At 57.7% G+C, this 21,975-nt stretch carries 21 protein-coding genes; 10 read left to right on the top strand and 11 right to left on the bottom strand.

Annotated features, from left to right (window positions below):
* Window positions 1-190 precede the first annotated feature (190 nt).
* From ACMGG1_RS13590 to ACMGG1_RS13575, 4 genes are all read left to right on the top strand, one after another.
* A complete protein-coding gene (locus ACMGG1_RS13590) occupies window positions 191-1,561 on the top strand; it encodes an APC family permease (RefSeq protein WP_020826503.1) in 1,371 nt (456 codons plus the stop codon).
* Window positions 1,562-1,777: 216 nt separating this feature from the next.
* On the top strand, window positions 1,778-2,671 hold the full coding sequence (gene yddG, locus ACMGG1_RS13585; protein WP_262244326.1) for an aromatic amino acid DMT transporter YddG: 894 nt from the start codon (window positions 1,778-1,780) through the stop codon (window positions 2,669-2,671).
* 73 nt (window positions 2,672-2,744) lie between these two features.
* Window positions 2,745-3,017: a hypothetical protein gene (locus tag ACMGG1_RS13580; protein ID WP_020826505.1), complete on the top strand. Its 273-nt coding sequence runs from the start codon at window positions 2,745-2,747 to the stop codon at window positions 3,015-3,017.
* Between the two features lie 394 nt (window positions 3,018-3,411).
* Complete coding sequence (locus ACMGG1_RS13575; protein ID WP_041414482.1) at window positions 3,412-4,287, top strand: nucleoside-specific channel-forming protein Tsx; 876 nt, start codon at window positions 3,412-3,414, stop codon at window positions 4,285-4,287.
* Between the two features lie 55 nt (window positions 4,288-4,342).
* On the opposite strand, the gene ACMGG1_RS13570 is transcribed toward ACMGG1_RS13575, so the two are convergent.
* Window positions 4,343-4,522 (bottom strand): hypothetical protein, encoded by a 180-nt coding sequence (locus ACMGG1_RS13570; protein WP_020826507.1) that lies wholly within the window; start codon window positions 4,520-4,522, stop codon window positions 4,343-4,345.
* A 462-nt stretch (window positions 4,523-4,984) separates the two neighbouring features.
* On the opposite strand from ACMGG1_RS13570, the gene ACMGG1_RS13565 reads away from it, so the two are divergent.
* Together ACMGG1_RS13565 and ACMGG1_RS13560 are read left to right on the top strand one after the other, a co-directional pair.
* The gene (locus ACMGG1_RS13565; RefSeq protein ID WP_130015606.1) at window positions 4,985-5,458 is read left to right on the top strand and encodes an anti-virulence regulator CigR family protein; all 474 of its coding nucleotides are present in this window, start codon (window positions 4,985-4,987) and stop codon (window positions 5,456-5,458) included.
* 111 nt (window positions 5,459-5,569) lie between these two features.
* The gene (locus ACMGG1_RS13560; RefSeq protein ID WP_046373789.1) at window positions 5,570-6,100 is read left to right on the top strand and encodes a chorismate mutase; all 531 of its coding nucleotides are present in this window, start codon (window positions 5,570-5,572) and stop codon (window positions 6,098-6,100) included.
* Window positions 6,101-6,112: 12 nt separating this feature from the next.
* On the opposite strand, the gene ACMGG1_RS13555 is transcribed toward ACMGG1_RS13560, so the two are convergent.
* The 4 genes from ACMGG1_RS13555 to hutC form a co-directional block, all read right to left on the bottom strand.
* The gene (locus ACMGG1_RS13555; RefSeq protein WP_410529362.1) at window positions 6,113-7,648 is read right to left on the bottom strand and encodes a serine hydrolase domain-containing protein; all 1,536 of its coding nucleotides are present in this window, start codon (window positions 7,646-7,648) and stop codon (window positions 6,113-6,115) included.
* A 281-nt stretch (window positions 7,649-7,929) separates the two neighbouring features.
* Complete coding sequence (gene hutG / locus ACMGG1_RS13550; protein ID WP_217331154.1) at window positions 7,930-8,733, bottom strand: N-formylglutamate deformylase; 804 nt, start codon at window positions 8,731-8,733, stop codon at window positions 7,930-7,932.
* On the bottom strand, window positions 8,730-9,953 hold the full coding sequence (hutI, locus tag ACMGG1_RS13545; RefSeq protein ID WP_262215090.1) for an imidazolonepropionase: 1,224 nt from the start codon (window positions 9,951-9,953) through the stop codon (window positions 8,730-8,732). The genes hutG and hutI overlap by 4 nt, the downstream gene beginning before the upstream one ends.
* Before the next feature lie 159 nt (window positions 9,954-10,112).
* Window positions 10,113-10,868: a histidine utilization repressor gene (gene hutC, locus ACMGG1_RS13540; RefSeq protein ID WP_020826513.1), complete on the bottom strand. Its 756-nt coding sequence runs from the start codon at window positions 10,866-10,868 to the stop codon at window positions 10,113-10,115.
* 176 nt (window positions 10,869-11,044) lie between these two features.
* Between hutC and ACMGG1_RS13535 the strand changes: the two genes are divergently transcribed.
* The 3 genes from ACMGG1_RS13535 (at window position 11,045) to ACMGG1_RS13525 (ending at window position 14,058) form a co-directional block, all read left to right on the top strand.
* A complete protein-coding gene (locus ACMGG1_RS13535; RefSeq protein ID WP_414160735.1) occupies window positions 11,045-12,415 on the top strand; it encodes a formimidoylglutamate deiminase in 1,371 nt (456 codons plus the stop codon).
* The gene (locus tag ACMGG1_RS13530) at window positions 12,415-12,978 is read left to right on the top strand and encodes a HutD family protein (RefSeq protein WP_414160734.1); all 564 of its coding nucleotides are present in this window, start codon (window positions 12,415-12,417) and stop codon (window positions 12,976-12,978) included. The genes ACMGG1_RS13535 and ACMGG1_RS13530 overlap by 1 nt, the downstream gene beginning before the upstream one ends.
* A 78-nt stretch (window positions 12,979-13,056) precedes the next feature.
* A complete protein-coding gene (locus tag ACMGG1_RS13525) occupies window positions 13,057-14,058 on the top strand; it encodes a LacI family DNA-binding transcriptional regulator (RefSeq protein WP_122078969.1) in 1,002 nt (333 codons plus the stop codon).
* 56 nt (window positions 14,059-14,114) lie between these two features.
* On the opposite strand, the gene ACMGG1_RS13520 is transcribed toward ACMGG1_RS13525, so the two are convergent.
* From ACMGG1_RS13520 to ACMGG1_RS13500, 5 genes are all read right to left on the bottom strand, one after another.
* Window positions 14,115-15,557 (bottom strand): glycoside hydrolase family 32 protein, encoded by a 1,443-nt coding sequence (locus tag ACMGG1_RS13520; protein ID WP_414160733.1) that lies wholly within the window; start codon window positions 15,555-15,557, stop codon window positions 14,115-14,117.
* A complete protein-coding gene (locus tag ACMGG1_RS13515) occupies window positions 15,554-16,813 on the bottom strand; it encodes an MFS transporter (RefSeq protein ID WP_048762648.1) in 1,260 nt (419 codons plus the stop codon). The genes ACMGG1_RS13520 and ACMGG1_RS13515 overlap by 4 nt, the downstream gene beginning before the upstream one ends.
* Before the next feature lie 172 nt (window positions 16,814-16,985).
* The gene (locus ACMGG1_RS13510) at window positions 16,986-18,296 is read right to left on the bottom strand and encodes an MFS transporter (protein ID WP_142815376.1); all 1,311 of its coding nucleotides are present in this window, start codon (window positions 18,294-18,296) and stop codon (window positions 16,986-16,988) included.
* A gap of 90 nt (window positions 18,297-18,386) precedes the next feature.
* On the bottom strand, window positions 18,387-18,773 hold the full coding sequence (locus ACMGG1_RS13505; RefSeq protein WP_046373780.1) for a GFA family protein: 387 nt from the start codon (window positions 18,771-18,773) through the stop codon (window positions 18,387-18,389).
* A gap of 86 nt (window positions 18,774-18,859) precedes the next feature.
* The gene (locus ACMGG1_RS13500) at window positions 18,860-19,558 is read right to left on the bottom strand and encodes a DAPG hydrolase family protein (RefSeq protein ID WP_046373779.1); all 699 of its coding nucleotides are present in this window, start codon (window positions 19,556-19,558) and stop codon (window positions 18,860-18,862) included.
* A 93-nt stretch (window positions 19,559-19,651) separates the two neighbouring features.
* On the opposite strand from ACMGG1_RS13500, the gene ACMGG1_RS13495 reads away from it, so the two are divergent.
* Window positions 19,652-20,308: a TetR/AcrR family transcriptional regulator gene (locus ACMGG1_RS13495; RefSeq protein ID WP_201895345.1), complete on the top strand. Its 657-nt coding sequence runs from the start codon at window positions 19,652-19,654 to the stop codon at window positions 20,306-20,308.
* Window positions 20,309-20,325: 17 nt separating this feature from the next.
* On the opposite strand, the gene ACMGG1_RS13490 is transcribed toward ACMGG1_RS13495, so the two are convergent.
* Complete coding sequence (locus ACMGG1_RS13490; RefSeq protein WP_414160732.1) at window positions 20,326-21,975, bottom strand: HAL/PAL/TAL family ammonia-lyase; 1,650 nt, start codon at window positions 21,973-21,975, stop codon at window positions 20,326-20,328.

Raw genomic sequence — 21,975 nt, 5'->3', positions numbered from 1 at the left:
ACCATGACAGCCATAACTGTTCCATCAACCTGCGCGGGCGTTTGCCTGTGCCGCAGTAAATATGGGCCTTCCGCTGGCCGCGTTTTTTTGTCTTTGCATCGTCCCTTCCGCCGCCTGAGCAGCAGTTTCCCCGCGGCCTCTCTGAATGACGTTAAACGGTTACCAGCAGAGGACAAAGGGGGGAAACGCCATGGCGATTAATGCGATCGAGGTTAATGAGGCGGCCAAGCCGCAACTGCGTAAAAGCCTGAAGCTGTGGCAAGTGGTGATGATGGGGTTGGCTTACCTGACGCCCATGACGGTGTTTGACACCTTCGGCATTGTCTCCGGCCTGACCGACGGCCACGTCCCGGCCGCTTATCTGTTGGCGCTGGCCGGCGTGTTGTTTACCGCCATCAGCTACGGCAAGTTGGTTCGCAAGTTTCCGACCGCCGGTTCCGCCTATACCTATGCGCAAAAGGCCATTAACCCGCACGTCGGTTTTTTGGTGGGGTGGTCCTCGCTGCTCGACTACCTGTTCCTGCCGATGATCAACACCCTGTTGGCAAAGATTTATTTGACCGCGCTGTTCCCCGAGGTGCCGCCGTGGGTGTGGGTGGTAGGCTTTGTGATCATCATTACCGCCATCAACCTGAAAAGCGTCAATTTGGTGGCTAACTTTAACACCCTGTTTGTTTTGGCCCAGATAGCGATCATCGTGGTGTTTATCTTCCTGGTCGTGCGCGGCCTGCATAACGGTGAAGGACTGGGGACGGTGTGGAGTCTGCAACCCTTCATCAATGAGAATGCGCATTTGCTGCCGATCATCACCGGCGCCACTATTTTGTGCTTTTCGTTTCTCGGCTTTGACGCGGTCACCACCCTGTGCGAGGAAACGCCCGATGCCGCCAAGGTGATCCCGAAGGCCATCTTCCTGACTGCGCTGTACGGTGGGGTAATCTTCATCAGCGTTTCCTTCTTTATTCAGCTGTTTTTCCCATCTATTCAGCGCTTCCATCAACCGGACGCGGCGCTGCCGGAAATCGCGCTGTACGTGGGCGGCAAGCTGTTCCAGTCAATTTTCCTCTGTATTACCTTTATCAATACCCTGGCGTCAGGTCTGGCCTCGCACGCCAGCGTTTCGCGACTGCTGTACGTGATGGGGCGCGACAACGTGTTTCCGGAAAAGTATTTCGGCTATATCCACCCGAAATGGCGCACCCCCTCATTGAACGTGTTGCTGGTTGGGCTGGTGGCGCTGTCCGCGCTGTCTTTCGATCTGGTCACCGCGACCGCGCTGATCAACTTCGGTGCGCTGGTGGCCTTCACCTTCGTTAACCTGTCGGTGATCAGCCATTTCTACATTCGCGAGGGGCGCAACAAAAGCTGGAAGGACCGATTTAACTACCTGTTCCTGCCGTTGGTGGGGGCGTTAACGGTTGGCGTGCTGTGGCTGAACCTGGAAAAAAGCTCGCTGACCATGGGGCTGATCTGGGCCGGGCTGGGTTTTGCCTACCTGGTATATCTCACCCGGCGTTTCCGTCAGCCGCCGCCGCAGTTTGAACGGCAGCCGCAGCAATAAGGCCAAGGCTGTTGATGAACCCATCCAGGGGTAAATCGGTGGGGGGCAGCCATCTTCGCCCCGATTCAACTCATTGATTATGCAATAGGGCGCAGCATGCAGCGCCCCCACCAGGAAACGATAGGCACTCCGAGGCGGGCTTTCCCGCCTTTCTTTTTTTATCACCGGGCAGTAGAGTGAAAATCCTGATAAAAAATAACTGATTGGAACGCTTTCATGTCTTCTCTGCCCGCCCAATATAAAGCCACCTTGCTCGGTCTGTTGGCGATCCTGCTGTGGAGCAGCGTGGTTGGCCTGATACGCAGCGTCAGCGAAGGACTGGGGCCGATTGGCGGGGCAGCAATGATCTACAGCGTCAGCGCGGTATTTTTGCTGTTGGCGCTGCGCATGCCGAATTTACGCCTGTTCCCACGCCCCTACCTGCTCCTCGGCAGCCTGCTGTTTGTCAGCTATGAAATCTGCCTGTCGTTGTCTTTGGGCTATGCCAATACCCGTCTGCAAGCGATTGAAGTGGGAATGATCAACTACCTGTGGCCCTGTTTCACCGTGCTGATGGCCCTGGTGTTTAATGGGCAAAAAGCCAAGTGGTGGCTGCTGCCGGGGCTGTTGCTGTCCTTGTTCGGCATTGGCTGGATCATGAGCGGCGAGGGCGGCTGGTCGCCGGCGCAAATGCTGGAAAACGTGCGCAGCAATCCGCTGAGTTATTTGTTGGCTTTTGGCGGTGCAGTTATTTGGGCGCTGTATTGCAATCTGACCAAGAAAATTGCCCAGGGTCATAACGGCGTGGTGTTGTTCATTACGCTGACCGCCCTGGCACTGTGGTTGAAATATGCATTCAGCAGCGAAAACGGTATGCAATTCACGTTGCCGGTAACCCTGACGTTGCTGTGCGCGGGCATGGCAATGGGAGCAGGCTATGCGGCGTGGAACGTGGGTATATTGCGCGGCAATATGACGCTATTGGCGACGGCGTCTTACTTTACGCCGGTGCTGTCGGCGGTGTTTGCCGCGCTGGTGCTGAATACTGCACTGACCGCCAATTTTTGGCAGGGTGTGGTGATGGTCACGGCAGGTTCGTTGATCTGTTGGCGGGCAACCCGAGGAAATTAACGGAAATTATCTGCCTGTCGCCCAATGTTGAACTAGAATTTAACTAGCGATTCTGCCTGAAGGAACATAAAAAATGAGAGACGATATTCAATTCATTCAGCAGCCAGTGATTGACGACGAACGTTTTATGCGCGGTGATACCGTGCGCCTGACCACCGCAAATTTACGTCACGAATACCAGCTTGATGTCAGTATTTTACGCCGGGAAGGCAAACTGATTTTTGGCTCGGTCATCGCCGCTGCACCGAAAGTGGATATCCCGCCCAAAGAGTGGGAGATAGCTCCGGGGCAGGAGGTGGTTTTCCGCCAGGAAAATATTGCCAAAGCACTGCCTTCGGTGAGTTGAGCTCCCCCATGTGAGGTGTTTTCACGTCCATTGACCGCAGTAGATTTCCAAGAAATGCCGGCGTCTTTTAGCGCCGGCATTTTCATTTCAGCGACAGAGACGGTTACTTTATTTATTGATTACAATTGGCACAAAAAATGCTTTAAAAATCACCGGGCATGACAAAAATCACAGCGATCGTGAATTTGCATGAAACATAATTTGACAAATGTGAACGCAATCGATTACCTATTCGCGAAATGCATAACTGGATCACAGATTCTTACACCCAGTGATTTCTATAATGCGCGCGTCGCCCGAGAGTTTGTAAGCGGAGGCAACGCCAGGTGTCGTCAGACTGATTGTCATCTTTTCTAACGGGCAGGAAATGGCCCTTTAAGCATGTGGTAATAAAATGAAAAAAATAGCTCTCGCAGCAGGTGTACTGCTCGCAGCGTCTTACAGTGCATCTTCAATGGCTGATAGCAAAGACAGCCAATACGTCTCGGATTGGTGGCACCAAAGCGTTAACGTGGTGGGCAGTTACCACACCCGTTTCGGACCTCAGTTGAACAACGATCTGTACCTGGAATATGAAGCTTTCGCCAAAAAAGATTGGTTCGACTTCTATGGCTACATCGACGTGCCTAAATTCTTCGGCGTGGGCAACACCCCTGACCGTGGTATCTGGGACAAAGGTTCTCCGATGTTTATGGAAATTGAACCTCGCTTCTCCATCGACAAACTGACCGGCACCGATCTGAGCTTTGGCCCGTTCAAAGAATGGTACTTCGCCAACAACTACATCTATGACCTGGGCCACAACGCCGACGGTCGCCAGAACACCTGGTATATGGGTCTGGGTACCGACATCGACACCGGTTTGCCAATGAGCCTGTCGATGAACATCTATGCCAAATACCAGTGGGAAAACTACCAGGCTGCCAACGAAAACAGCTGGGACGGTTACCGCTTCAAAGTGAAATACTTTGTGCCGTTGACCCAGGTGTGGGGCGGCAATCTGAGCTACATCGGTTTCACCAACTTTGACTTTGGTTCCGATCTGGGCAAAGACGACTTCACCGTGAACGGTCGTCAGGCGCGTACCAGCAACTCTATCGCTTCCAGCCATATTCTGGCGTTGAACTACGATCACTGGCACTACTCGTTCGTGGCTCGTTATTTCCATAACGGCGGCCAGTGGCAGGACGGCGTGGATATTGGCACCCCACAGGGCCCAATCAAATCCACTGGCTGGGGTTACTACATCGTGGCCGGTTATAACTTCTGATTTTCCGTGGTATCAGAAACAGAAAACCCCGCTTTGGCGGGGTTTTTTTTCGTCATCACTGCGCTTGTTCACCGGGCAGATGCCGCACCGGCATAAATAATCGTCCTTTGATTACGTGGCATTCATTATCGATCCAATTGATGATTTGTTCACGGCTAACGCCTTCGGATTGTGCGTAGCGGTGAAGATCGCCATTAAAGTGCTGTGTGATGTATTCCATGAGGGTCATTTGCATGTCTTTTGCTCCTGAACGCCCACCCGTTGCCAACTGGCCACCGCGGGAGGTTAAGGTTTCTCAGACGCCGAATTTAAAGTATTGGCAACCAAATCTCAACAAAAAGCACCGCGGTGGTGCATCGAATGTCGATTCAGCTGCAAAAAAGAATCCCGCACGGAGAGGCGGGAAGGGTTCAGTATTATCACTTTGGGTGATAAAAAGATGATTTGAGGTGCGACGAAAAAGAGCGGGCTAACTCTTTTTTGTGACAATTCCAAACTACTGCATGGCTTATTTCGCTGCAAGAAAAATCTTAGGCCGGAATTCGGTTTTTTCGAATAGTTTTGCGCTGGGATAATCTTCTGTCATTTGGCCTGATGCAGATTTCTATATGGCATCTAACTCTCAGAGTTTTCCTCATGCTTTGTGCGGAGAATTGCGCCTATAGTGAAGGTAATAACCCATGCAGGAAGTAACAAAATGAGCAAACGTCGTACTACTTTCACCGTATTGGCGCTGATTGTTTCTCTGGGGCTGTCATCCGCACCGGCGCTGGCCGATAAAGGCGGCAACGGTAACGGCGGGGGTAACGGCCATGGTAACAGCGGCAATCACGGTAATAACGGCAACAATGGCAAGCATGGCAATAAAGCCAAAGATAACGATGGCGACCGTGGGCTGGTTTCCGTCAGTTTTTCCCATGAGCGGGCACGTTCTCTGGCCTTGAACTACGGTCTGACCGGCTACCGTTCTTTGCCACCGGGGATCGCCAAAAATCTGGCGCGCGGCAAGCCTCTCCCTCCGGGCATCGCCAAAAAAATGGTGCCATCCTCCATGCTGCACGATCTGCCTTATTATCCAGGCTATGAGTGGCGCATTGCCGGTAACGATCTGGTGCTGGTGGCGTTGAGTACCGCACTGGTTGCCTCGGTGATCAACGGCGTGTTTGATTGATTCCCGCTGACTCTGCTTTAAGGCCCCGCTTCGGTGGGGTTTTTTATTTGCCTGCAACGGGGGATCGTGGTGAACTCTTTTCCTGTAATTTTGGTGCATAAGGAAATTGTGATGTTCAGGATGTTATTGATTGCCTGCTGCCTGGTCAGTTTTTCCGCTTTGGCCAACGGAGGGACGGCACTGGGTGAACTGGTCAATCAGCGTCTGGGTTATATGAAAGACGTTGCTGGCTATAAGGCGCAGCAGCATTTGCCGATCGAGGATTTGGCGCAGGAGGCGAAGGTACTGGCAAGCACGCAGGCAGAGGCGGGGCGCTTAGGGCTGGATCCGCTTTCGGTTCGACCGTTTATCATCGCGCAAATGGACGCCGCCAAGGCGATTCAATACCGTTACCGCGCGGACTGGCTGGCGCAGCCGGAAAGCGGCTGGCAGCCACGGCCGTTGGAACAGGTGCGGCCGCAAATTGCCGAGCTCAGCAGCCGAATTTTGCAGCGACTGGCTCAGGAATTAAAAGCCGGAGCGCTGACGGAGAGTGCGCGCAGTCATTTTATTCAGGCTATTGATCAGAACAACCTCAGTGAGGCCGACAAGCAGCGGCTGTTCACCGCCTTATTGGCCGTCAGGGCCGCCAAGGCGGGATGATCCCGGCGTCCGCTAATCGCGGTCGACGCTGCTGCGCTGGAAGGTCAGCACCCGGCTGCGATTGGCAATCAAATCTACGCTGTAGCCGCGGAAATAGAGGCAAAAGCGTTTCAACCACGGGCCGTCGCTGCTTTCGACCAGCATGCGGCCCTGGCCCAGCGAACTGATCTTCCCGGTTTGCGATGATGGGCCCACGCCAATGTGAACCCGATCGCCGCAGATCTCGAAGGCGGTGCGGTACTGCGGGTGGTACCACAAGCCCTGCACGTGCTTCAGACAATCGCGGTTTGGCGTGACGGGCAGAAAGCTGCGCGGCACGTGGCACACTTCACCTTCTACCGCTTCACCGGTCCATTTCAGCCGCATCGGCATATGAGCGGAAAGCGACACCGCATAGCCGTCATCGGCCTGATACAGCGCCTCTTCACTGCCCAGATAAGCGACGTTGCCGTCTTTCACTTCCAGCCAGTAAGGATCTGCCACCGTGGTGTAAATGCCATCAGGAATGGCGGTGCTGCGTTTCGGCAGGGCTTCACCCAGCAAGGCGGCCATCACCTGCAGTGCCATGTCGAAACTGTCGCAGTCCTCCCGGTTAGCCACCACAACGACACCGGCCTGCCGGTCGGGTGCCAGCAGGAAATAAGTTTTGTAGCCAGCATGCGAACCGCCGTGGCCCAGCAGACGGTGTTCGCCGAGCGGCGTTTGCGCCAGCCCCAGCCCGTAAGCGCTGACCTGCCCTTGGTTGAGATGGCGTGGGGCACTCAGTTGCGCCAGTACGCCACGGCCAGGGCCTTGATTGGCCAGCAGCGTTTGCAGCCAGCGAGTGAGGGCATTGGCGCTGCCGGTCAGGCTGCCGGAGGCGGAAAGGTGCAGACCGGCGCAGGCCAACTGCCAGCCCTGTTCGGAACGCCAGTAACCGGGGGCAAGCCCAGGCACCACGTCATACCAGCTTTCCGGTGCCCGCAGTTGCACCTGCAGCGGCTGGGCAATGTGCTGCTGAACCAGTTGGTCGAAGTCATAGCCTTTGGCCTGTAGGGCCGCTTCAACCAACCGGTAGCCAGTATTGGTATAGGTGATTTCGCTGCCGGCCGGGTAGTTCAGCCCCTCTAGTCCCTGCAGAAACTGCATGACTGGTTGCGCTTCGCTGCGGGTATGCACCGAAATACCGAGCAGCCCCAGTGTTTCACGTACGTCAGGCAGCCCGCTGGTCATATCCAGCGCCTGGCCGACGGTCACATTTGCCAGCGGCTTTCGCAGCTCAGGCAGCAAGTCACCCAGGCGGTCGTTCAGGCTCAGGGCCTGATCCGTAGCGTTGAGCGCCAATGTGGCGAAAATATGTTTGGTGACGGAAGCGTAGCGCACCACGGTGTCTGCGTTAAAAGGGGTATTTTGCGCCATATCGGCTCGCCCGGCATAGGCAGTTGCGCGTACTTGTGCGGCATCGAACAGGGTAATAGCGCCACCGGGTTGGTTGTCGGACTGCCAATCAGCCAGCAGTCTATTGGCGACGGCCTGCGCGGCGCGCCAGTTCAGCGGGATTTCGGACATAGAGGGCCTCCAGAGTATTTTTTATTTATTTGTGCCTTGATGGGCTTTTCGCCAGATTGTGGCGTACCGCGCAAACGGCGGGCCGCTGTTTTGTGCGCTGTTCCGACCAGATTCACTGATTTTCAGTCAAAATTGCGATGCAGTACGCAAATTGAAACGGAAGCAACAAGGAGGCAAATTGTGTGCCGCAACGTCAGGGCACTAAAGCGGGAGAGTGCTTGCTTTAAGGCTTGATTATCGCAGGGCAATTAGCGTTGCCCTACGACAGGAGGAGAAAAGGATCAACGCAGTTGACCGCCACCGGAAAGCAGGCTGTCGATCATCTGTTTTAGCAGGCGTTGCAGAGAGGCGGCACGCTCGGGCTCAAACGCATAGGGATACTGTTCGGACATGTAGTTCACCTGCGCCAGCTCCAGTTGAATGGCATGCTGCTGCTCTTGCGGACGGCCATAAGCCCGAGTGATGTAACCGCCTTTGAAGCGGCCATTAAGTACATGCGTGAACTGCTGTTGCTGTTCGCAGCAGGCGACCAGACGATCGCTCAGCGCCGGGGCGCAGCTTTCGCCCCCGTTGGTGCCCAGGTTGAGGTCTGGCAGCTTACCGTCGAACAGACGTGGGATAACGGAGGCAATGGAATGGGCGTCGAACAGCAGCGCGTAACCGTGCTTGGCTTTCAGGCGCGTCAGTTCGTCTTGCAACTGTTGGTGGTAAGGTTGCCAGATCTGTTCCAGATAGCCGGTGCGCTCCTGGTCAGAGGGGGCTTTACCCGGCAGGAAGCTCGGTCGGCCGTCAAACAATACGTCAGGATACAGACCGGTGGTGGCGGTAGTATAAAGCGGTTTGTCGTCGGCTGGACGGTTCAAGTCGATAACAAAGCGCGAATAATTGCCGACCAATATGCTGGCACCCATGGCTCGAGCGAAATCGTACAGCTGTGGGATATGCCAGTCGGTATCGGGCAGTGGCCGTGCATCGTCGGTCAAGCCGGCTTCGACGGCCGGTGTCAATCGGGTACCGGCATGGGGAATACTGATCAGCAGCGGCAGGCTGCCGGGGTGGAACTCTAAAGCATCGCGAATGGTCATTGACGTACTTCTCCTCGGAAAATCACCGTACAGGGCAGTTGACCGCCCAACCAGTAAGCCAGTTCAGCCGGACGGGACAGCGGCCAGTGCACAAAATCCGCCAGCTTGCCGGTTTCCAGCGTCCCCTGATTTGCCTGCAGGCCCAGCGCCTTGGCCGCATGCACCGTGACGCCCGCCAACGCCTCTTCCGGCGTCAGGCGGAACAGCGTGCAGGCCATGTTGATCATCAAACGCAAGGACAACGCCGGTGAGGTGCCCGGGTTCGCATCGCTGGCGATCGCCATGGCGACGCCGTGTTTGCGGAACAGCTCTACCGGTGGGCATTGGGTTTCACGCAGCAGGTAATAAGCGCCCGGCAGCAGCACCGCAACGGTGCCCGCATCGCCCATTGCGCGCGCATCCTGTTCGGTAGCATATTCAAGATGGTCGGCGGAAAGGGCATGGTGCTGCGCTGCCAATTCACTTCCGCCGAGGGCAGAAAGTTGTTCCGCGTGCAGCTTAACGGGCAGACCGGCTTTTTCCGCTGCGGCGAACACTCGCGCCACCTGCGCCGGTGAGAACGCCAGATGCTCGCAAAAGGCGTCAACCGCATCGGCCAATCCGGCAGCGGCAGCCTGAGGAATAATGGTGTTGCACACCAGATCGATATAGTCGTCGGCGCGATGAGCATATTCCGGTGGCAGCGCGTGCGCCGCCAGGCAGGTGGTTTTCACTTCAACCGGCAACAGTTCGCCCAGCTTGCGCGCCACGCGCAGCATTTTCAGCTCGCTTTCCGGCGTCAGCCCGTAGCCGGATTTGATCTCCACGCAGGTCACGCCTTCCGCCAGCAGCGGTCGCAGCCGGAACAGCGCCTGCTCCAGCAGCAGTTCTTCGTCGGCGTCACGGGTGGCCTTGACGGTGGAAATGATGCCACCGCCCTGGGCGGCGATATCGGCGTAGCTTACGCCGTTGAGGCGCTGCTCGAATTCGCCGCTACGGTTGCCACCGAACACCAGATGGGTATGGCAGTCGACAAAGCCCGGCGTGATGATACCGCCGTCGAATTTCACGGTTTCATCCGCTATCAAGTTTGCCGGTAACGCCGCATGTTCACCCAGCCAGACAATCTTGCCGTCACGCACGGCGATCGCGCCGTTGGTGATGGTGTGATATTTACCGTCGCGCATGGTGACGACGTCGGCCCCGTGCCACAGGCTGTCGCAGTGAATCTCAGAGGTCATGGCTTTTCTCCGCCGGAGCCGTGGCTCCCACATGGTTGTATATACAATTAAAAACAACCTAGCGCATTCATCGGGTTGTCACAAGGGGCGGGATAAAAATTTGTTATCGGGATGTGATCGTTGTGGAAGAGCGGGTACCAAAACGGCACCCGCAGGGGATCATACTTCGCTGGTGAAACGGCCGAACAGTTGATAACGGCTGCCCGGGTACAGCAGGCGTGCCGACGTGACCACGGTTTTACCGGACCAGGTGCGGCGGTGGATCAACAGGCCGGGTTCGTGGTCTTCCAACTGCAGCAGTTCGCGCTCCTGGCGGGTCGGCACTACCGCTTCGACAATGTGTTCGCCTGCGGTCAGCGGCGCGGCCTGCGTCAGATAGATATAGGGCGTAACGCGGTCGAAATCCTGTTTCATGTAGTCGGGGGCGATCAGGGGATTCACGCAGCGGTCTTCCACCTGTACCGGCAGATCGTTTTCGTAATGCACAATCTGCGAATAGAAAAGTTGCTGGCCCGGTTGAATGCCCAGCGCCAGTGCCTCTTCTTCGCTGGCCGGTCGCGCTTTCAACTGCAGGATTTTGCTGCTGTGGCGATGACCCCGGGCGGCGATTTCGTCAGCGATGTTATGCACTTCCAGCAGCGCGGTGTGCGCTTTAGCTTCGGCGACGAAGGTGCCGACACCCTGCATGCGGATTAAATAACCTTCGGTGGTCAGTTCGCGCAAGGCGCGATTAATGGTCATCCGGCTGACGCCCAATTCGGCGACCAGCTCACTTTCCGAGGGGACGCGTTGGTGCGGCAACCAATGACCTGCACGGATTTGGTTCACGATCGCCTGCTTGACCCGTTGATATATTGGGGCGGGGGTATCGCTCATTGCAGCAGCCAGTTGCAGCACGGTCTGTTGATCAACCACGACGTTAACCTCGTCAAATAAAAAAATAATAACATCAGTTTACTGTTGATGTCGGCGTATGTATATGTATATACAACTAAGGGCCGGTCCGCCACAGCAATGCGCTGGGCCCGTGTATTTTCGGATGCGCGATTATCGCGCGTTATTAGCCGTTACACTAACAGTGGAATACTGCCATGCCTGCATATTTTGCCTCACGCGCTCTGCTTCCTGAAGGTTGGGCGCATAACGTCCGGTTGGACGTGGATGCGCAAGGTTACCTGACTCAGGTGACTGCCGACGCCGATCCCGAAGGTTGCACCCGTCTGCACGGCGATGCGGTGCCGGGCATGCCAAACCTTCACTCCCACGCCTTCCAGCGTGCGATGGCCGGGCTGGCGGAGGTGGCGGGCAATCCGCAGGACAGTTTCTGGACCTGGCGCGATCTGATGTACCGCCTGGTACAGCGCTTAACGCCGGAGCAGGTGGAGGTGATCGCCCGCCAACTCTATATCGAAATGCTGAAAGGGGGCTATACCCAGGTCGCCGAGTTCCACTATCTGCATCACGGCGCCGACGGTCTCCCTTATGCCGATCGCGGCGAAATGACCGGCCGACTCAGTCAGGCGGCGGCCCAGGCGGGGATCGGCATGACCCTGCTCCCGGTGCTGTATAGCTATGCGGGATTTGGCGGCCAGCCCGCTCAGCCGGGGCAAAAGCGTTTTATTCAGAATGCGGACAGTTATCTGGAGCAACAGCAGACGATCGCGCGTCAGTTGGCAGAGCAACCGTTGCAGAATCAGGGCCTGTGCTTCCACTCGCTGCGTGCGGTGGAACTGGGCCAGATGCAGCAGATCCTGGCGGCGTCGGACAGTTCGCTGCCGGTACATATTCATATTGCCGAGCAGCAGAAAGAGGTCAACGACTGTCTGACCTGGAGCGGACGTCGCCCGGTAGCCTGGCTGTACGAGCATCTGCCGGTGGATCAGCGCTGGTGTCTGGTACACGCCACCCACCTCGATCGTGACGAGCTAGAGCAGCTGGCACGCAGCCAAGCGGTAGCTGGCCTTTGCCTGACTACCGAGGCTAACCTGGGCGACGGCATCTTCCCCGGCGACGCCTATCTGCAACATCAGGGGCGTTGGGGCATTGGTTCTGACAGCCACGTATCGCTCAATGTGGTGGAGGAGCTGCGCTGGTTCGAATACGGTCAACGCCTGCGCGATCAGCGCCGTAACCGGCTGACCACGCCGGAGCAACCGGCCGTGGCTGACGTCCTTTACCAACAGGCGTTGCAGGGTGGGGCACAGGCCTGCGGTGCACCGATCGGTCGGCTGCAAAGCGGCTACCGTGCCGACTGGCTGGTGCTGGACGGCGACGATCCGTACCTGGCAGCGGCGCCGGACGCCTCCATCCTCAACCGCTGGCTGTTCGCCGGGGGTAAAGAGCAGATCCGCGATGTGTTCGTCGGTGGACGACAGGTGATCGAGCAAGGGCGTCATGCACTGCAGCAACGCAGCAGTGCCGAGTTCTTGCAGGTGTTGAAAACCTTCCAGCAGGAGGCGTGATGAACCTGACGCGTTTTGATTTTGCTTCACTGTCGGTCACGCCGTGGCGCAACGGTGGTGGGGAAACCCGAGAGATCGCCAGTTGGCCTGTGGGCACCCAGGATTTCGACTGGCGTGCCAGTATCGCCACCATCGCGCAAGACGGCCCGTTCTCGGCCTTCAACGGCATAGATCGTTCGATCACGCTGTTGGAAGGCGATGGCGTGCATTTGTTCAGCGCCGGGCACGTTGACCATCATTTATCGCAGGTTGGCGAACCGTTCTCCTTCTCCGGCGATGTGGCGTTGGGCGCGACCTTGTTGGGCGGCAGTAGCCTGGACTTCAATATCATGACCCGTCGCGGCCGTTGGGCAGCCGACGTGCAGCGAGTGACGAAGGCAATCGAGCTGCCGACACCGCATGCCGGTGTGCTGTACGTGCTGCAGGGACGCTGGTTGCTGGCGGATGGCGTTACCCTGACAGCACGCCAGGGCGGTTGGTGGCCGGCGGGCGAGTTTAGCGGGACGCTGGCCCCTCTGGAGGAAGATAGCGTCATTCTGTGGGCCGACATCACAGCCTGCTAAACCGGGCTAGAGTCCAGCGCTAAGTTGTGGGATGATCTGCACTTCTATCCCACACTTATCCCAGATTGAGAAGGGCGCATGGCCTCGCTGAAAGACGTTGCAAAACTTGCCGGGGTATCCTTGATGACGGTATCCCGCGCCATCAACGAGCCCGATAAGCTGCGGCCGGAAACCTACCAACGCGTCAAACTGGCGATCGACCAACTGGAATACGTGCCCGATCTTGCGGCGCGACGCATTCGCGGCGACAGCAGTCGGGTTCAGACCCTCGGCGTGCTGGCGCTGGATACCGCGACAACCCCCTTCTCGGTAGAGATGATCCTGTCGATTGAAAAAACGGCGCGTGAACACGGTTGGAACAGCTTCGTGGTCAACCTGTTTGCCGACGACAGCGCGGAACATACCGTAGATTTGCTGCTGGCACACCGGCCGGACGGGGTGATATTCACTACCATGGGGCTACGCCAGGTAGATATACCGGCCAAGTTACTGGATAAAAAACTGGTGCTGGCCAACTGCATCAGCCCGGAACACCCGGTAGCCAGTTACATTCCCGATGACGAGCAGGGCCAGTATGACGCCATGCGCGCGTTGATCGCCAAAGGCTATCGCGCACCGCTGTGTATTCATCTGCCGGAAACGACCCTGGCGGCCGGTTTGCGCCGTCGCGGGCTGGAACGTGCCTGGCGTGAAGCGGGCGGAGACGTCGATCAATTACGGCAATATCATCTCGATCTGACCGAGGGCGACGAGCATTACCGCGACAGCGTGGCATTGCTGGAACGGCACTTCTCGCCGGGGCGGCGCGACTGCGATGTGGTGGTGTGCGGCAACGATCGGGTGGCGTTTTTGGTGTATCAGGTGTTGCTGGCGCAGGGCTGGGAAATCCCGCAACAGGTCGGGGTGCTGGGCTACGACAATATGGTTGGTATTGGCCAGCTGTTCCTTCCGCCGCTGACCACGGTGCAGTTACCGCATTATGAGCTGGGCCGACAGGCGGCACTGCATCTGATTAATCAATTGGATCACAGCGACAGGGTGAAGGTGGCCTGCCCGTTATTACTGCGTGGGTCGCTGTAACCTAACAGGGCGCAGTTTATTCACCGCCGCGCCCTGCACATTGAGTTGGTCTCAGATCACTCCCAGATGCTTTCCAGTTCCCAGGCCTGTGCCGCGCCAAACTGCGCCAGTCCGCCTTCGGCGAACAGGGTGACGCTGCGTTGCCCGTCGGTCGGGTAGATACGGCTGGTCAGGCAGGCCTCGCCATGATTAACGAACACTTCCAGCGATGAGCGGTCGATAAAGACGCGCAGCGACAAAATGTCCGCCTCAGGCAACGGCACGCTGCGGCAGCCGCACAGGCCCGGATCTTCACTGAAACGTTCCAATACCAGTCGATGCGTTTGATTATCGACGTACAGCCGTGCGGCGGTGCCTATAACGATGCCGTAGCGCTCTGCATCGCTGGCGGCGACGTTTAGCGTCAATGCCAGTTCTTGCACCCCGTCAGTCAACACCTGCCGCTGGTTACGTACAGACACGGCGTCAAATGACTGTTGCTCGCCGCGCAACGCTGTCAGCTCGCGCGCCGGATTCATCAGTACGTTGCCTTCACATGACAGCGTCAATTCACGGGGCAGGGTGAGTGCACCGGCCCAACCGTGGGGTTTGCTCGGCATAGGCGATTCCCACATGTCCATCCAGGCGAACAGCATGCGGCGGCCGTCGGCGGCGGTGAAGGTTTGCGGTGCGTAGAAATCGTGCCCGCCATCCAGCTCGCAGAATGACTGGGTGACGCTGAAATCCTCATCGGGCCGCCAGTGGCCGAGCAGGTAGCCGCTCTGGAAGCGGTTACGATTGCGATAACCCTGCGCTGTCAGTCCCTGCGGCGAGAACAGCAGAACCTGCTTTTCACCGAGCGGGAAGAAATCCGGACATTCCCACATATAGCCCTGGTGCGGCGATTGAGCACCCGCCAGGACGCGATCGAACTGCCAGTCGCGCAGGTCATTCGAACGGTAAAGTCGAGCCTGGCCTAACCCGTTTTCTTTGGCGCCGACCACCATCCACCAGCGGTCAGCTGCACGCCAGACTTTCGGATCGCGAAAGTGCTGAATGCCTTCCGGCGGCAGCAACACCGGCCCGTGTTTGACGAAATTTACGCCATCTTCGCTGGTGGCCAGGCACTGCACTTCGCGTACCTGGTCGTCATCGCCTTCTTTGCCCAGCCAGACGTGGCCGGTGTAGAGCAGCGTCAATACGCCGTTGTCATTCACCGCACAGCCGGAAAAACAGCCGTCTTTGTCGTAGCTTTCGCCGGGAGCCAGGGCGATCGGCTGATGCTGCCAATGCGCCAGATCCCGGCTGGTGGCGTGGCCCCAATGCATGGGGCCCCAGTTTTGGTCATAGGGATGATGTTGATAGAACGCATGGTAGACGCCGTTAATGTACACCAGACCGTTGGGATCGTTGATCCAACCGGCGGCCGCCGCCAGATGAAATTGCGGATAGTAATCGTCCTGACGTTGCGCGCGCAGCGCTTCGACCGCGTGATCGGCTTGAGCTAAAGCATTTTTCATTGGGTTGGCTCACTTGATTTTATCGTTGATTGAAATTGGGGCGTGCGGGCGACGGTTTCGCCGCGCAGCAGGAAGCAGGAAATCAGCGTGGTACCTGCTACTGCGCAGCCCATCAGCAAATAGGTGTCGGCAAAGCCGATACGGTCGTAGCCGTAACCGGCGAGCGGCGCCAGGATGCCGGCGACGATCTGGCTGATAAACTGGAAGCCCACCAGATACAGCGTCGAGGACAGGCGGCTGTCAAAGCGGGTGGTGATGTATTTGAACATTGCCACCAGCAGGATAGGCAACTCCACGGCGTGCAGCAGTTTCATGGCGGAAATCATCAATGCGCCGCTGGCAAAGCCGGAACCGAACATGCGCAGTGCCATCACGCTGCTGGCCAGCAGCAAGCTCTGTTTGATGCCGATGCGATTGACCAGCAGGGGGGCCAGGAACATGCCGCCAGCCTCCAGAAACACCTGCAGCGAATTGAGGAAACCGTACATGCGGTTGCCTTCTTCGTGCGTTGCGAACTGCGAAGCAAAATACACCGGGAATTGCTGGTCAAATACGCCGTAGATGCTGGTACCGAGCACGAACACCACCAGTGCCCAGAAACCCGGCAGGCGCAGCAGCGCCAGCGCGTCCTGCAGCTTCAGATTTTCCGGTTTACCGTATTCCAGACCGGCCATGGCGTTGGGTTTCAGTTCGCGCACCTGCCACAGCAACAGCAGAAATACCGCCGCCGAGGCCGAGGCGATCCAGAAGTTGATATTGGGATTGATGTTGTAGATGAAGCCGGCGAAGAAGGTCGCGCTGGCCCAGCCCAGTGAACCCCACATGCGAGCCCGGCCAAATTCAAAACCGACGATCCGGCTGACCCTTTCGGTATAGGACTCCAGCGCGCCAATGCCGGCATTGAACGCCAGGCTGACGAACACGCCGCCCACCAGCGCACCGGCCACCAGGTTGGTTTGCAGCAGCGGGGCGTAGACGTAGATAAAGAACGGGCCGGTCAGCAGCAGCAGCACGCCGACAAACAGCAGCAGATGCTTACGCAGCCCGAGCTTGTCCTGAATAAAACCGTACAGGGGCTGTGCGCACAGCGCCATGATTGACATCGCCGAGAAGATCAGGCCGGTTTCCGTGCCTTTCAGGCCGATCTTTTGGTTCAGCCAGATGGAGATCAGAGAAAAACTGGATGACCAGGTGAAGAAGAAGAAAAACAACAGGCCGCTGAGAAGCACATAATATTTTTTTGTTTCGCGGTTCATGGGGAATGCCCTGATGGATGAAATTGGCTCTATTGTTAACGTTAACTTTAAATCAAATAAAGCCACGATGGCCAGGGATTGCGATGTTAATCACAAAAGTTAACGTTAACATTTTGCTGGTGTGATCCAAATCACCTGTCAATAAAACAGGGGCGCAGTGCGCCCCGCAGGGTTAACGTTCGTTGAGTGAACGGAGATGGTCGTCGCGCCGCAGGGTCATCAGCGCGAACAGGCTGACTACCGAGGTGGCGACCACATAGTAAGCCGGGATATCGAGGTTGCCGGTCTGTTTGATCAGGCCGGTGATGATTAGCCCGGCAGAGCCGGAAAACACCGCGTTGGAAAGCGAATAGGCCAGTCCCAGACCGGTATAACGCACCTGGGTCGGGAACATCTCCGCCAACATTGCCGGACCGGGGCCGGCCAGTAAACCGACGACAGCACCGGCGATCATCACCGCGATGCCTTTGGCCAGCAGCGAACTTTGAGAGTCCTGCAGCAGGTGCAGCAGTGGGAAGGTGAACAGGATCACCGCCACTACCGCCGTCAGCATCACCGTTTTGCGCCCCAGCTTATCGCTGAGGATGCCGGCGGGCAGAATGGTCAGGGCGAAACCGACGTTAGCCAGTACCGTCGCCACCAGCGCCTGCTGGAAGGTGGCGTGCAGCGAGGTTTGCAGGTAAGACGGCATCACCACCAGAAAGGTGTAACCGGCAGCGGACCAGCCCATCATGCGCCCAATGCCAATCGCGATGGTTTTCACCACGCCGCTTAACTTCAGCTCGGGGGCATGCACCTTGGTGCCGAGGTTTTGTTGCGCCTGGGTAAAGGTCGGCGTCTCTTGCAGTTTTAAGCGTAGCCACAGTGCTACCGCGCCCATTGGCAACGCCAGTAGGAAGGGGATACGCCAGCCCCAGTCATGTAACTGCTCAGGGGTTAAAAGCGCAGCCAACAGCGCTACCAGTCCGGCCCCGGCCAACAGCCCGAAGGCCACGGTCAGCGACTGCCAGGCCCCGAACAGGCCACGTTTTCCCTTCGGTGCGAACTCGGTCATCAGCGAAACCGCACCGCCGAATTCGCCGCCGGCGAACAGCCCCTGGAACATGCGCAACAGGGTCAGCAACAGCGGGGCGGCAACGCCGATGGAGGCATAGGTCGGCATCACGCCGATCAGGGCGGTGGCCACCGTCATCAGCAACAAGACTGCGATCAGCGTCGGTCGGCGGCCAATGCGATCGCCGATGCGGCCGAAAATCACGGCACCTATCGGGCGACAGAAAAAGGCCAGCGCGAAGGCGGCATAGGTGAGGATCAGGCTGGTAATTTCACTTTCACCCTGCAGGGTGAAAAAATTGGCGGCGATCACGGTAGCGAGAAAACCGTAAACGCCGAATTCGTACCATTCGATAAAGTTGCCGACCGATCCGGCCAGCAAGGCCTGACGCGACTGGCGTGCGTCGATAACCGTGGTTTGTGTGTCCATCCCCATTCCCGTGCGTTTGAATTATTGTCATTCAGTTCTAAATTCTTATGACAAAACAATCAATTATTTTAGGCGGGAAGTGTGAAGGCCTCAGACGATGTCGTCGATTTTCCACCAGTCGGGGCAGCCATCGGAAAAGGAATGCGCAGTGGGGCGCAGCGCCGCTAGCTCACCGCGATCAAAACTGCCGGTGACCAACGCGACGGTCGGTTCGTCATCGACAGCGCCCAGAGTACTGCCGCAACGTGGGCAAAAAGCGCGGCTGGAATAGTCGGAAGAACGGTACAGGGCAGGCATGCCGCCGGTACCGATCCAACTGACGGCTTCACGCGGAAACTCAACCCAGCACAACGTCGGCGCGCCGGAGTGGCGCTGACAGAACTCGCATGAGCAACTGTGGGGATTACCGGGCTGCCCAACGGCCTGAAAACGGATATGCCCGCAAAGACAGCCACCTGAATATCGCCGTTTTTCCATCGCTTCACCTGTCGTTTATCGTTGTAGCCTGTAGGTTGAGCTTACTATAACGGCCCCGGTGAAAAATAAAACGCCGGGGCGAATGATTACCAGGGTAAGGGGGCAGCCTCATGGCCGTTTTCGGCGTAGTACAGCGAAGGCAGGAATTGCGCCAGATAGCTGAATTCATTGTAGCAATGGCGCATCAGATTAAAGCCAACCTCGTCCGGCAGTTCTTCATGTGCGTTGGCACAGGATTTCCCCAACAGAAAACGGCTGCGTAGCACGCAACCATAGGAGGTGTCGCGTGCCAGATGCAGCATTTCACCGTCGAGTGGATCGCCGTTATCGTCCAGCGCCACCTGTTCACCAAAGCCGATCCGTGCGCATACGGCGGCGGATAACGCCTGACCGTCTCGCGCCTGTTGCAAAGGTTGTGGGGCAAAAAAGTCTTCTGCCGCGTGGAATTTGAGGCGGGCCGGAACCGGTGGCAATTCGGCTAACCATTCCACCGCGTTGATGCTGGCACCCACGTAGCTTTGGCCTTTTCTCCAGTGCTGGTCCCAGCCGCGGTGTTCGACATGATCGTGCGGATGCCACCAACGGATGTGCTGGGTGGTTTCGAAAAAGGTAAACCACCAATCCAGCATGCGGCCCTTGCAGCCGTGCAGATCGGTACGGATTGCCACGGTCAACCACCCGTCGCTATTGCGCGTCAGCCCCATCTCCAGCCGCAGCGGTTCAGGTTTGAGCAACTCGTTGATATCATTTACGCCCCAGGGCAGCATCAGTGATTGATGTGTCATCACGCTCATCCTTTTTTATTTGGAAACGATATTTGTTTCCTAAATAAGGCTATGCCGGTATGATGACTCTGTCAACAATTTCGAGGAACTGTGATGGCAAATAAAGTGGAAGCCGAACCGCGTTCGCGTGGAAGGCCCTCGGCTCCGGAAGGGGAGTTACGCGCGGCGGCAGTGGAGGCCACACTGGCGTTGTTGCTGACGCAGGGCTATGCCGCCACCACCGTGGACGCGGTGGCGAAGCGGGCGGGCATGGCGAAGAAAACCCTGTATCGCTTTGCCGAGAACCGCGATGCGCTGGTGACGCAGGCGATCGCTAGCTGGACCGACGCTTTTGCGCCGGTGTTTGAACAGGACGCCCAGCGGGCGACAGAGTTGCCGACGCTGTTGTCGCAGGGCTTGCAGGCCATTGCGCGACAGGTGCTGAGCGAGCAGGCGGTAGGGATGTTTCGCCTGCTGCAGAGTGAATTTCCGGGGCGTGAAGATTTGCTGGCGGCTTATCAGCGCAACGGCATTGAACGGGGCAGGACGATTGTGGCTGACTGGCTGCAGCGCCAGCAACGGCGTGGTTGGCTGCGTGAACTGGATTGCGCGCAAACCAGCGATCTGCTGCTGGCGATGGTGATAGCAGAACCCTTACGCCAGATGGCGCTTGGCCTGTTGCCGCCGGGCAGCGATATCGACACTCGCATAGCGGCGGCGTTGGCACTGGTGTTGCCGGGGTTGATCAGGGCGCCGTCGTCCGCGCCCTGAGGCTGAGCGTGGTCAAGTCACTCTTTACCGTACTGGCGCAGCACCTGTTCTGCCGCGGCGAAGTCTGGCGCCAGCGGGCGGTCAACCTCGATAAACGGCACCTGCTTGCGCACCGCGGTATAGAGTGCTGCGGTAGGGGCGGATAGCGTAAAGCCGTTGTGTCGCTGCTGGCGCAAATCCACTGCCTGAGCGTCGTGCACCAACAAGATCCCCAGCAATTGATAGCCGTTGTCCACCTGCTGCTGAACGCGAGCCACCACCGATGGTGCATTGGTGGCGATGTCTTCAATATCGCCGGCGACCGGGAAATAATCGAGCGACACCGGCATGGCGAGTTCTTTGCTCCGCATCGCCAGCATCATGACCGGCTTTTCCATCGCGCCAAAGGCGTGCACGGTGTGGTCGGTGCCGAGAAAACGACTCAGGCCGGTAAACGCCGGGTTATTCAGTTTGATCACCTGTTGAGCGCTGGCCAGCGAATTATGCGCCAGCGCCAATCCCAATTGCTCAAAGGCCAGTACCCAGGGCAGCGGTTCAAAGTTGGCGCTTGGCAGCACGGCACCTTGCAGGCTGCCTTTGCTGACGTAGCCTACCGCCTCCTGCGGCCGCTGCGACGGTGCCGTAACGTCGAGTGCCACTCCTGGGTTGTCGTCGGAGCTGTTTAACTGCACCAGCAACTGGTAGTAAGCCTGCTGATAGCTGCGCTGGAGCTCCGCCAGCAGATAGACGCCGGAGCGAAAACTCAGCGGATCCTGCAAGGGACGGCTGTCATCGTGCTGCCACAGGCTGGAGCCGATCAGCAACTCGCGCAGGTTTTTCCCCATGGCCGCCACTTCCGGGTAAGGGCGTAGCGCCAGAGTATTGGCGAGAAACGGAGAAAGGTTACCGTTCAGCGCCTGCAGGCTGAGCGCATAGGTCAAGGTATTAACCTGCATCAGGTGGGACAGCGAATCCAGAGCCAGAGCACCGCTAGCTGCGGAATAGGCATTGGAACTGAGGATCGCCAGCGCGTCTTTGGCATAAGGGGCAATGGCCGGTGTCTGACTGCTTTGCAGCACCGCTTTGGCCGCCACTTTTTTACCTTGATAATAAACTTCACCTTCGCCGAGCATCGCCAGCCCAATGTGGCTGATCACCGTGATATCTCCTTCGCCCACCGAACCGTCCGCCGGGATCACCGGGGTGATGCCTTTGTTGAGAAAAGCGACATAGGCGTCGACAATCGCCGGTTGGACACCGCCGCCACCGCTCAACAGGGCATTGAGACGGGTGACCATGGTGGCCCGCGCGACGCGGACGCTCATGGCTTCGCCAATGCCGCCAGAGTGGGCATGCAGCAGGCCGACGTTGAATTTTTTCGATGCGTCGATCACCTCCTGCGTCAGCTTTCCGTGGACGTCGACCATCGGCCGGTCCTTGTTTAATCCGACGCCCACCGTCAGCCCATAGATTTTCAGCCCGCTCTGCGCAGCTTCGATCAGCACCTGATGTGACCGTGTCACGCGCTCCATGGCGACGGGCGTGACGCTCACCGTTTCACCGTCGGCGACCTGAGCAATCAGGTGCGGGGTAATAGAGTGTCCATCGAGCGTGACGGTGGCCAAGCCAAACGGGTTGTAACCGAGCGTCAGCGCGGCCAACAGCGATAAAGCGAATTTTCCTGGCAT

It is taken from the genome of Serratia sp. BNK-12, from assembly GCF_047456085.1.
Taxonomy (GTDB): Bacteria; Pseudomonadota; Gammaproteobacteria; order Enterobacterales; family Enterobacteriaceae; genus Serratia; species Serratia liquefaciens.
The sequence above is the reverse complement of the archived record's forward strand: the minus strand, read 5'-3'. Positions and strand labels throughout refer to the sequence as shown.